Origin of the sequence: Bradyrhizobium campsiandrae, assembly GCF_014529705.1 — a bacterium.
In the GTDB taxonomy this organism is placed as follows: domain Bacteria; phylum Pseudomonadota; class Alphaproteobacteria; order Rhizobiales; family Xanthobacteraceae; genus Bradyrhizobium; species Bradyrhizobium campsiandrae.
Window position 1 is genome coordinate 20,907 of record NZ_JAANIH010000003.1, and the last position, 11,849, is coordinate 32,755.

At 63.5% G+C, this 11,849-nt stretch carries 8 protein-coding genes; 1 reads left to right on the forward strand and 7 read right to left on the reverse strand.

What is annotated here, in order from left to right; translation table 11 throughout:
• Nucleotides 1-9: 9 nt before the first annotated feature.
• The 7 genes from G8O24_RS02675 to G8O24_RS02705 all read right to left on the reverse strand — a co-directional run bounded on the left by G8O24_RS02675 (nucleotide 10) and on the right by G8O24_RS02705 (nucleotide 10,966).
• Entirely contained in the window at nucleotides 10-552 is a 543-nt protein-coding gene (locus tag G8O24_RS02675) for a tripartite tricarboxylate transporter TctB family protein (protein WP_188096211.1), read from the reverse strand.
• Between the two features lie 71 nt (nucleotides 553-623).
• Entirely contained in the window at nucleotides 624-1,598 is a 975-nt protein-coding gene (locus G8O24_RS02680) for a Bug family tripartite tricarboxylate transporter substrate binding protein (RefSeq protein ID WP_188096213.1), read from the reverse strand.
• Between the two features lie 232 nt (nucleotides 1,599-1,830).
• Nucleotides 1,831-5,724, reverse strand: coding sequence for a beta strand repeat-containing protein (locus G8O24_RS02685; protein ID WP_188096215.1), 3,894 nt, complete (start codon nucleotides 5,722-5,724; stop codon nucleotides 1,831-1,833).
• A 562-nt stretch (nucleotides 5,725-6,286) separates the two neighbouring features.
• Nucleotides 6,287-7,084: an enoyl-CoA hydratase/isomerase family protein gene (locus tag G8O24_RS02690; RefSeq protein WP_188096216.1), complete on the reverse strand. Its 798-nt coding sequence runs from the start codon at nucleotides 7,082-7,084 to the stop codon at nucleotides 6,287-6,289.
• Nucleotides 7,085-7,116: 32 nt separating this feature from the next.
• Nucleotides 7,117-8,310 (reverse strand): pyridoxal-phosphate-dependent aminotransferase family protein, encoded by a 1,194-nt coding sequence (locus G8O24_RS02695; RefSeq protein WP_188096218.1) that lies wholly within the window; start codon nucleotides 8,308-8,310, stop codon nucleotides 7,117-7,119.
• 115 nt (nucleotides 8,311-8,425) lie between these two features.
• Nucleotides 8,426-9,709 (reverse strand): MFS transporter, encoded by a 1,284-nt coding sequence (locus tag G8O24_RS02700; RefSeq protein ID WP_188096220.1) that lies wholly within the window; start codon nucleotides 9,707-9,709, stop codon nucleotides 8,426-8,428.
• Between the two features lie 54 nt (nucleotides 9,710-9,763).
• Nucleotides 9,764-10,966 (reverse strand): pyridoxal-phosphate-dependent aminotransferase family protein, encoded by a 1,203-nt coding sequence (locus tag G8O24_RS02705; protein ID WP_188096223.1) that lies wholly within the window; start codon nucleotides 10,964-10,966, stop codon nucleotides 9,764-9,766.
• A gap of 132 nt (nucleotides 10,967-11,098) precedes the next feature.
• Here G8O24_RS02705 and G8O24_RS02710 point away from each other — a divergent pair, with 132 nt between their 5' ends.
• Complete coding sequence (locus tag G8O24_RS02710; RefSeq protein ID WP_188096225.1) at nucleotides 11,099-11,848, forward strand: GntR family transcriptional regulator; 750 nt, start codon at nucleotides 11,099-11,101, stop codon at nucleotides 11,846-11,848.
• Nucleotide 11,849 lies beyond the last annotated feature (1 nt).

The following is an 11,849-nucleotide window of genomic DNA, read 5'->3' on the forward strand; positions in this document are numbered from 1 at the left end:
CGGCCCCGCCTAATAACCGAAGGCCGCTTCGAGCGGCCCCTTCGGCATGATGACGTCGAAGGCCATGTCGAAGGTGACGAACATGACCGCCGTGAACAGAAATGCAGTGAGGAGCGACTTCCACAGCGCGATCTTGCCGACGAGGCGCATGAAGCCTGCGATCAGGAGAAAGCTTGCGACATAAAGGCCGAGAAACTGCGTCACCAGGCAGAACAGCAGCGTCGGCACGAACACCGCCATCACGCGGCGCGCCTGCGCGCGCGTGACGAAAGTCTCGCTTGCTTTGCGACGCGCTGCGAGCGCGGCGATCAGGCCATAGAGGCTGCCGCCACCAAGAACCAGCGAGAGATAGAACGGAAAATAACCGGGCTCAGGCCCGGTCGAATCCCAGGACGCGCCGGTGCGCCAATTGTCGTAGCCGAGGGTTGCGGCAAGCGCGAGCAGCAGGAGACAGACGATGATTTCCACCGCATGGGTGCTCGCGAGGGATGGCGAGTTGTCTTCAGGCGCGGTCGGGTCGTCGACGACGATTTCAAGATCGGTTTGGGACATGCTCGGATGCAAGGCTGGAGTGTTTCACCTCTCCCCGCTCTTACGGGGAGAGGGAGAAAAAGAAGAGACAGCTACTTCGCGACGAATCCGGCTTCCATCATCAGCGACTTGTTCTGGGCGTCGTCCTCCTCGAGGAATTGCACCATGTCCTTGCCGGTGAGGAAGATCGGCTTCAAGGCCTGCTTTTCCATATAGTCCTTGTATTCGGCAGTCTGCGTCACCTTGTGGAACAGTTCGACATAGAACGCCTGCTGCTCCGGCGTGACCTTGCCAGGCAGGAACATCGCGCGCAGCATCAGATACTGCACGTCGACGCCCTCCTCCTTGCAGGTCGGAATATCGGCCCAGGACTGCGTGTCCGTCACCTTGGCTGTGTAGGAGATGCGCTCCTTGTCGAACACGCAGAGCGGACGCACCTGGCCCGCACGCCACACCTCGAGGTTCTCGGATGGATTGTTGACGTTGGATTCGGTGTGGTTGCCGACCAGTTGGGTCGCAGCTTCGCCACCGGACTTGTAGGGCAGATAGGAGAACTTCACGCCGGTCTTCTGCTCGAGGAAGACGGTCAGCACGTGGTCCTCGCGCTTGGAGCCGGTGCCGCCCATTTTGAACGGCGAGCTCGCAGCCTTGGCGGCCTCGACGAATTCCTTCACCGTCTTGGGACCGGCGCTGTTGTCCCACAGCACGAACTGGTCGAGCGCGATCACCGAGACCGGGGTCAGCTCACGCCAGTTGAACGGGATCTTGGCCGAGAGGGGCAGCATGTAGATCAGCGAATAGGCGATCAGCACCTTGTTCGGATCGCCCTCGCTGGACTTCATGTACATCAGCGCTTCCGCGCCCGAGGCGCCGCCTTTGAGCGAGACGACCACCGGCTGCTTCATCAGATTGTTCTTCTGGATCGCGGCCTGCATCATCCGGGCCATCTGGTCGGAGGCGCCACCCGCACCCGCCGCCACCACGATCTCGACCGGTTTGGTCGGTTCCCAGCCGGCCACGGCCGGCGCAACCCAAAGCGCAGCCGCCAAAGTCATTGCGGCCCTCATTCCATGTCCCACGTGCGTCCACTCCAAATTCTTGTCTATGTTTTTGTTCGGATTGGCAATTCGCCAAAGCCAGAGACGGACCGCATTGTGCGGGCGAACGCCGGCCAGTTCAAGCCGCCCGGCATCGTACCGCTTATGACTTTGGAATGAGATTGAATGCAAGCGCGAGCCGTCAAAAAAGCGCGGGCCCTCGGGACCCGCGCGCGTCTCGCAAAACCGGTGTGTCGCGCGACTAGACGATCAGGATGTCGTGCGGGTTTATCACCGCGCCGACCTGGACGGCCACGATCGCATGCGCCGAGCCTTGCGTACCGTCAGCGCTCAAATAAAGCGTGTGGTTGGCCGTATCGAAGTGGAATTCGGCCGCGCCGGAGAAATTATTGTCGGCTGAGCTCTCGAATGTTGACGTCACGTCCATTCCTGCCGTCAGGCCGCCGCTAAAGCCACTCGCCGAAATCGCAATGCGATCGTGCTCGGTGGTGTTGTTGAAATCGGTGATCTGGCCGGGCGCGGTCGGCGGCTGGAGGAAAGCGAAGGTATCGTTGCCGCCGCCTCCGGTCATGACGTTGCCGCTGGTAGTGCCGATGAGGACATCGTTGCCGGCGCCGCCGATGAGTTGCTCACCGCCCTGGGTGGCGATCAGGATGCTGTCGCCAGCCCCCGCACTCAGGCTGCTGGCAGACGGCGCATTGTTGACGATCGTTGCGGTCGCAATGTTGGCCGACGTCGTGATGCCGTCGGAGGCCGTGTAGTTGAAGGAGCCGCCAAGGGTCGCGTCATCGGTGAAGAACGCATCGCCGAAACTGACGGCGGTACCACCTCCAGAACTCGAAGTGACACTTCCAAGACCGACGTGGTCGGTGGCGTCAGGATCGGTGTCGTTCGAGCCCAGAGCCCAGCCCGGAATATCGACCGTGCCGCCGGCACCGATGTCGGTAACCACGGTCTCGCTCACCGCGGTCGGTGCCTCGTTGACGCCGTTGATGGCGACCGAGACATCCTGCACGGTAGAGGCACCGTTGCTATCGAGGATGGTGACCGCATAGGTCTGCACCAGCGTTTGCCCCTGCGCCAGGAACTGGATGTCTGCGTTGTCGACCGTGTAGTGCCAGGCGACTGACCCGTGCCCCGGCGCGTCCGATACCGGATCGAGCGAGAATGTCCCGACATAGCCGCTGCCCTGGGCCGTAAAGCTGGCCGTATGCGTATCTGCGGCCTCGGCGTCGGAGAAAGAGATTGACCCGTCGGTGGTCTCCGCCGCAGGTCCGGTCGTCGGCGCGACCGAGATGGCATCGAGCAGCTGGCCGGAACCGTCGGTGCCGAAGTCGAACTCCAGGGACGTCGAGCCACCGCCTGTGTGGCCAATGACATCGAACGTGTATTTGGTGAAACCAAGCGCCTCCTGGGTCGAACCCAAGATCTGCGCGCCGTCCCAGAACGCGGAGAACGAGGTCGATGACGCATCGGGATCGCCGGCGACCTCAAAGCTCAGCGTGTAGTGCTGTCCGGCAACCGTGGCGACATTCTGCTGCAGGAAACCATCGCCAAGCAGCGCTGAATAATTGCCATACTGCCCACCCAGCAACAACAGGTCGGCCGCAGCGCCCGCAGCGGTCCAGCCGCTTACATTGCCGGTCTCGAAGCCGCCATTGACGAGGACCGACGGGCCGGCTCCCTCGGTCAGCGTTCCGAGCGCATTGGCGGCGGTGATCACGGGCGCATCATCGGCACCGACCATGTTAAACGTCAAAGTGGAGTCGTGGCTCTCGCCGAGGCTGTTGGTGACGGTGATCGTGAACTGGTCGCTCGCATTGTCTCCGTTCTGGAGCTGATCAAGCGCCGGGCTGGCCGTGTAATGATAGGTGCCGTCGGCCTCGACGATCAGCGAGCCATGTGCGCCGGCGATCGATGTGCCGACATTGGCGGCATTCCCGTCAACGGCGGTGATGCTGAGCGACAGACTTCCGTCGCCGGGACTGTCGGACGCGTCGAAGATAGCGTTGCCCGCGGCAACGATCTGGCCGGCGTCGGTTAGCGGCGTGTCGTCGATCGTCGCGCTGACGGGATTGACGATCATTGCGTCGGCAGCGCCGGTCGCGGTGACCGTGACCTGCTGGGTCGAGGTCGCTACGCCGTCGCTCACCGTGACGTCGTAGACGACCGTCAGCGTCTCGCCCGCGCCAAGGAAGTCCAGGTCCCGGTCCGCAATATTGAAGCTCCAGTCGATGCCTCCGGAGCCCGAGCCCGTGGAATCGTGGAGCACCGTCGTCAGCGCCACCTGCAGGTCATTTAGCGTCTCGCCGGCAACCGCGGGATGTCCCGACCACACCGCAGAATCGAGCGCCACGCCGACCGAGTGAACATCGGACAAATCGACGTCCGCAAAATTCAGCGTCTGGACCGCCGTCGAGTCGGGCGAGGACGAATTGGTCACGCCGGGCTGCTCGGACAGCGAGGCCGATTCGGGCCCGCTGGTGATGACGGGCGCATCATTGGCTCCGGTGATCACCACAGATACAGTCTGCGTCGAACTGGTCGAACCGTCTGCAACCTTGATGTGGTAGTTCACCGTCAGCGTTTCGTTGGCCGCGAGATAATCGAGATCCTTGTCGGCAATCGCAAAATTCCAGTCGATGCTACCCGAGCCGGTACCCGTGGAATCGTGCAGCACCGTCGTCAACGCCGCGGCAAGATCGGCCTGCGTCGCCGCTGGCGGCGTCGGTCCGGAGGTCGAGTCCAGCGCCACGGTCACGACGTGCGTGTCGCTGGTGTCCTGGTCGGTGAAAGCGAGCGTGCCCGCAGGACTGGTTGGCGTCGTGTCCGGCGCCGATGAACCCGTGGTGGCGTCCTGCTCGGTCGCGGTCGACGATTCCGGACCACTCGTCATCACGACCGGATGATTGACGCCGAGAATGGTGACCGTGACATCCTGCGTGGCGGTGCCGCCGTGAACGTCGTTAACAGTCACATGATAGACGAGCTCGAGCGTCTCGCCGCCATTGAGGAAATTGGTCGCCCCGTTGGCGAGCGCGAAGTTCCAGTCGACCTCGCCGAGCACATGGCCGGTTGAATCCTCCAGCGCCGTGCCGAACGCGGCGAGCAGCTGCGCGTTCGTCAAAGGGATCGCACCGCCGCCCGAACGGCTGGCGCTGACCGTGGTTGAGACGGTGTGCATGTCGGCGAGGTCGACATCGCTGAAGAACAGATCGCCATGCGCGGTGAGATTGCCTGACAGATCGACATTGTGATCCTCGACCAGAGCGGCCGATTCCGGGCACGACAGGTACATCGGCTTGTCGTTGGTGCCGACCACGGTGACCGTCACCGTCTGCGTCGAGATACCACCGGCATGATCGTCGAGTTGCACAGTGTAGGTGATGTCGAGATGCTGGCCCGCAGCAAGATAATCGAAAGCGAGATCGGGCGCCGAGAAGGTGGTGTTGATCGTACCGGCGCTGGAGCCGGAATTCTTGACGACGTTGTCGACGTGAAGGAACGCCATCAGCTCGGCATCGCCGAGCGGACCCGGCAACAGGCCCGCAGTGGCGCCGGAGGCGGATACGCCCGTAACGGTCGCGGTGTGGCCGGTATTGGTGAGATCGTCATCGGTGAAGTTGAGCGCGACGTGGACCGTGTCTGATGACAGCGACAGCGTCTGGTTCGCCTGCTCGGTGACGGTCACCGCTGTCGTGGTGTTGATGACCGGCTTGTCGTCGGTGCCCGTGACGGTGATCTTAACGGTCTGGATGGCAGTGCCGCCGTGATTGTCGGAGACCGTGATGTCGTAGGTCAGGACCAGCGTCTGATTCTTCGCAAGGAAATCGAAATCATCGTCCGCGTCGCTGAAGCTCCATTTGAGCTGGCCCGAGCCGCTGGAATCGCTGAGGATCTGTGAATGCATCGCTGTCTGGAAATGCGCCAGCGATGCCGCCGGAATGATCGTTCCGCTGGATAAGACCGCGGATTGCAGCGTCGCCGAGGTCGTGTGGGTGTCAGTCTTGTCGCTGTCCTTGAAACTCATCGTCCCGGACAGCGTGTGCAGCACCGTCGAATCGGTGGTGTCGGTGAATTCGGTGAAGCTGCCCGTGGCGGATGAGGACGTGAAAACCGGCGTATGATTGGTCATGAAAAAATCCCTGCCTGCGTTTGCCATGAAGGCGCCGCCGCGTCAGGACGCGGCGACACGACTAACCGGTCCGAGAGATCGGACGAGATCCAACAGTCCTGACTTCAGAGTCTCAAGTGTCGTGGCTTGGTGTCGTGGCTTGGTGTCGTGGCTGGGGCCGTGCCTGGCGTCGGGATGGTCAGCGGCGATCAAATTTCTGGCGCGGCTCGCATCGTCGAACGTTCGTGACTACGATTTCAGTTCAATGACTTTCAGTTGCAGCACGGTGGGCCGAAACATCTTACGCAATACATGTCACTCGACGGGACTTGAAAATCACCCGACCGGCCCGTTCGCTTGAAAACAGGACGGTGGAATGCAACCTCCGCGATCTTATGCCCGAGGTCGTCGTGCCGTCAACGTGAACGGGCACGCCAGCCGGCGCGCAATCGCAGTTCCGGGCGAGGGAACTGCTTGAAAGACTGGCGACAATTGGAAATTCGGCAAGCGGCTCACGACCCCGAGAACGATCGCCCCGCTGCGCGCAGCGCTCGACAAATGGCGCAAAAAGCAAAGAGCTGCGTTACTTGCCCTTCCAGACCGGCGTGCGCTTGTTGAGGAAGGCGTCCATGCCCTCGCGGAAATCTTCGCTCATATAGGCCTTGAGGATCAGATCCTCGCCCTCTTCGCGCGACAGCGTGGGACGGATGCGGCGCACTGCCTCCTTGGTCGTCTCCAGCGTCAGCGGCGCGTGGCTCGCGACGAGCTTTGCCATCTCGTCGGCGCGGCGCTGCAGCGTCTCGACGTCAGGCACGATCTCGGTGAGCAGGCCGAGCGACAACGCTTCCTGCGCCTCGACCAGGCGCGCCCGGAAGATCAGGTCCTTGGTGCGGGCGGGACCGACCAGCGCAACGACGCGGCTGATGTTGGACATCGACAGGCAATTGCCGAGCGTGCGCGCGATCGGAAAGCCCATCCGCGTCGTCTCGGTGCCGATGCGTAAGTCGCAGCAAGCCGCGATGCCGGCGCCGCCGCCGGTGCAGGCCCCCGCAATGGCGGCGATCACGGGCACGCGGCACTGTTCGAGCGTGCCGAGCACGCGATCGATCCGCGCCTCGTAGTCGAGCGCATCCTGCGCGGTCTTGAACGCACGAAACTGGGAAATGTCGGTCCCCGAGGCAAATGCCTTGTCACCGGCTCCGGTGAGGATCAGCGCCTTGATCGAACGATCGGCGTTGATCTCCTGGCAGATCTCCGCCATGCGGTCATACATGGCGAAAGTCATGGCGTTGCGCGCCTGGGGGCGGTTGAAGGTGATCCGCGCGATGCCGTCGGTGACGGAGTAGAGCAGGTCTTCGTTGGTCGTTGTAGGTGCGTTCATCGCGCGCTCACTTCTTCTTCCAGTTGGATCGTTCAAGCCACCTGCGTCATCGGCACCACGTCGCGTCCCTTCAGGACGTCCATGGCCGCCAGCACGCCGCCGCTCCGGTGCGGAATCTTTGCAAGATCCAGGCCCATCTCGACGCCGGCGAGCGTGCCCATCAGCATCAGATCGTTGAAATGGCCGATATGGCCGATGCGGAACACCTTGCCCTTGACCTTGTTCAGGCCGGTGCCGAGCGACATGTCGAAGTTTTCCAGCACCACCTTGCGGAAGGCGTCGGCATCAAAGCCGTCGGGCACGCGCACGCCGGTCAGTGCCGGCGAATGCGCGGCGGGATCGGCGCACTGCGTCTCGAGGCCCCAGACCTTGGCCGCGGCGCGCGTCGCGGCGCTATGGCGCTTGTGGCGCGACCAGACGTTTTCGAGGCCTTCCTCTTCCAGCATCTTCACCGCTTCGCGCAGGCCGTAGAGCAGATTGGTCGCGGGCGTATAGGGGAAGGTGCCGAGCTTGTTGAAGGAGATCACCTCCTGCCAGTCCCAGTAGGAGCGCATGCCGGGATTGGCCTTGGCGACGGTGAGCGCCTTCTCCGAGACGGCGTTGAAGCCGAGGCCGGGCGGCAGCATCAGGCCTTTCTGCGAGCCCGCGACCGAGACGTCGATGCCCCAGGCATCGTGCTCATATTCCATCGAACCGAGGCCGGAGATGGTGTCGACCATCAGCAGCGCCGGATGCTTGACGCGGTCGAGCAGCTTGCGCACTTCGAGCGGCGGCGTGACGCAGCCGGTCGAGGTTTCGTTGTGGACGACGCAGACCGCCTTGATGGCGTGCTGCTTGTCGGCGGCAAGACGCTTCTCGATCGCGGCGAGATCGGCGCCATGGCGCCAGTCGCCCGGGATGAAATCGACATCGAGCTTGAACTTGTCGGCGATGCCCCGCCACAGCACCGCGAACTGGCCGGTCTCGCACATCAGGACCTTGTCGCCGGGCGCGAACACATTGACCATGGCCGCTTCCCAAGCGCCGGTACCGGACGAGGGGAAGATGATCACGGACTGCTTGGTGCGGAATACGCGCTGCATCGCGGCGAGGACGGCGAAACCGAGCTCGGCGAACTCCGGACCGCGATGGTCCAGCGTCGGCATGTCCATGGCCCGCAGCACGCGGTCGGGCACGTTGGTCGGTCCTGGAATCTGTAGGAAATGCCTTCCAGTATGCACGGTCATAGGCGTCCTTCCCGGTCTAGCCTTGTTTTGATGGCCGCCGAATAGCACCATTTGACCGGCTTGTCCCCTCTCCTAAAGGCGTCTCCCATGCATAAGCGGCGGCCCTCCGCCGCCCCTACTCCGCCGCCACCACCCTGCCGGCCAGCGACGGCCCTTCCGCGTCGGCAAATGGACGTTCCGGGTGCATCAGGAATGCGGACACGCCCCCGAGCAGCAATAGCCCCATCGACATCAGGAACGGCAGATACCAATTGCCGGTCGCATCGATCACGAAGCCCGCGACGAGCGGCGAGACGATCGCCGCGAAGGCCGAGCCGGTGTTCATGAGCCCCGACGCGGTTCCAGAATATTTCGGGGCGATGTCCATCGGGATCGACCACATCGGGCCTATCACGAGCTCGGCGCAGAAGAAGCCGGCCGACAGGCACAGCGCCACCACGGTGATGTCGTGCACGAACAGGATCGGGAAGAGCGAGAGCAGCGCCCCCGCAAACCCCGTTACGGTGACGCTGAGCCGCGCCAGGCGGACATTGCCGGTCCGGTCGAGGATCTTGTCCGAGATCACGCCACCGACACTGTCGCCGACCACACCGGCGAAGAAGACCCCGGAGGCGAACAGCGCCGAGTTCTTGATGTCGAGATTGTAGTTGTTCTTGAAGAACAGCGGCAGCCAGTTGAGATAGAGCCACAGGCACCAGCCGTAGCAGAAATAGGTCAGCGTCACCGGCCACATCCGCCCGAGCAGCGGCCCCCAGGGCACGCGCGGCCGCTCGCCTGAGGGGCGCGGCGGCAACGCGGCGAGCTCAGCCTCGGTGATGGAGGCGTGCTCCTTCGGTTCGTTGCGGAAATACCAGACCCAGATCACGCCCCAGACGAGGCTGACGAGACCGAGCACGACGAATGCGCCACGCCAGGTCAGCCAGAGGATCAGCAGCGCCACCACCGGCGGCGTCACGGCGTTACCGAGCCGGGCAAAGGAATGAGTCAGGCCTTGCGCAAAGCCGCGGCGGTTGGCCGGCGTCCAATATTGCATCGCGCGCGTCGCGGTCGGAAACGTCGCGCCTTCACCAAAGCCGAGCGCGAAGCGCGCGACGAACAGCGCGGCAAGGCCGTTGACGAAGCCAGTCGAGATGGTGGCGGCCGCCCAGATCATGCCGCACCAGAACAGCGTCTTGCGCGGGCCGAAATGATCGCCGACCCAGCCGCCGATCACCTGAAACAAGAGATAGGGATAGGCGAAGGCGGAGAAGACGAGGCCGAGCTGGGTGTTGGAGAGCCCCAGCTCCTTCTGGATCTCGCTCGCAGCCGTGCCGATGTTCACGCGGTCGACATAGGTGATGAAATACATCGCGCAGAGCATCGCCAGCACGACGTGCGTGGCCTTGAACCTGACACCCATCTCGACCCTCCTGAACGTTTCTTATGCTTGCTGCTCGCGTGTCCGGCGCGACGTCTAAGTGCCGACCACTTTCAGGTGCGGGGACGCATTGCCCTGCGGGCGCTGCTCCAAGAGCTTCATGGCGACATCGACACCGCCGGAGCGATGCGGCACGCCGGCGACCGAGAGGCCCATCTCGACGCCGGTGAGCGCGCCGAGCAGCGTCAGCGCATTGCATTCGCCGAGATGGCCGATACGGAAGACCTTGCCGGCGACCTTCGAGAGTCCTGAGCCGAGCGACATGTTGTAATTCTCGAGCACCACTTTGCGGAACTGATCGGCGTCATGTCCCGGCGGCATCAGAACAGCGGTGAGCACCGGCGAGAACTCCGAGGGCTCCAGGCAGAGCACTTCGAGGCCCCAATGATTGACGGCGGCGCGCGTTGCGGCAGCTAGGCGCTGATGCCGCGCGAAGACGTTGTCGAGCCCTTCTTCGAGCAGCATCGCGATCGCCTCGCGCAGGCCGTACAGCAGGTTCGTCGCCGGCGTGTAGGGGAAGAAGCCGTTGGCGTTGGGCTTGAGCATCTCCGCCCAGTCGAAATAGGACCGCGGCATCTTGTTGGTCTTCGATGCGGCCAGTGCCTTCTCCGAGATCGCATTGAAGCCGAGGCCGGGCGGCAGCATGAAACCCTTCTGCGAGCAGCTGACGCTGACGTCGACCTTCCACTCGTCGTGCCGGTAGTCGACCGAGCCGAGCGAGGAGATGGTGTCGACCATCAAGAGCGCGGGATGGCCGCTGCGGTCAATCGCGGCGCGGATCTCGGCGATGCGGCTGGTCGCACCGGTCGAAGTCTCGTTGTGCACGACCATCACGGCCTTGATCGCGCGCGCCTTGTCCTCAGTGAGCTTTGCTTCGATCACCGCCGGATCGGCACCGCGGCGCCAGTCGCCGGGCACGAAATCGACCTCGATGCCGAAGCGACCGGCCATCTGCCGCCACAGCGTGGCGAAATGGCCGGTCTCGACCATCAGCACCTTGTCGCCTGGCGACAGCGTGTTGACGATCGCCGCCTCCCAGGCGCCGGTCCCGGACGAGGGGAAGATGATGACCGGCCCCTTGGTCTGGAAAATCCTCTGACTGCCCTCGAGCACGGTGCGGCCGAGCACGCCGAACTCCGCGCTCCGGTGATCGATGACGGGCATGTCCATGGCACGCAGGACGCGCTCGGGGACCGGGCTGGGGCCCGGAATCTGAAGGAAATGGCGTCCCTGATGCATGAAAACCTCCCTGGCGGCGGATTCTGGCCGGCTCGAACGCTATTTCGCATTCATTTTTTGTCCTTTCAATCGAAATTTGGTATTCAGTTGTGGGCATCGACGTGACCCAATGGGTAAACTACTGTGCTGCAAATGAAATCCACGATTCCCGACACCGGGGTGCCGATCACCCCGCCCGCCGGCAATGGCGGCGACCGCGAGGAGAACCGTCAGGAGGCCTCGCTTCATGGCGAGATCCTGCTGCGGCTGCGCGACCACGTCGTGGAAGGCAACATTCCCGACGGTGGCCGCGTTCCCGAGCGACAGCTCTGCGAGATGTTCGGCATCTCCCGCACGCCGCTGCGCGAGGCACTGAAGGTACTCGCCGCCGAGGGGCTGATCGAACTTCTGCCCAACCGCGGCGCCCGGGTGCGCCAGCTCAGCCAACGCGACCTCGAGGAGCTCTTCGACGTAATGGCCGGCCTTGAAAGCCTCGCCGGGCGCCTCGCCTGCGAGGCCATCACGGACGAGGAGATCACCGCGGTCGAGCAGCTGCATTACGAGATGTACGGCCACTATCTGCACCGCGACATGCACGGCTATTTCCAGGCCAACCAGCGCATCCATGAGAGCATCGTCGCGGCCGCGCGCAACGAGACGCTCAAGACCGCCTACGCCAATTTCGCCGGCCGCATCCGCCGCGTCCGCTACTCCGCCAATTTCGCCCGCAAGCGGCAGCGCTGGGCGGAGGCGATGCGCGAGCATGAGGCCATCCTTGATGCCTTGCGTCGCCGCGCCGGCAGCGAGCTCAGCGACATCCTGTTCCAGCATCTGCGCAACAAGCGCAAGGCTGCGATCGAGCACCTGACCGAGCCCCATGAGGATGGCCCGTCGGCACCCTGAA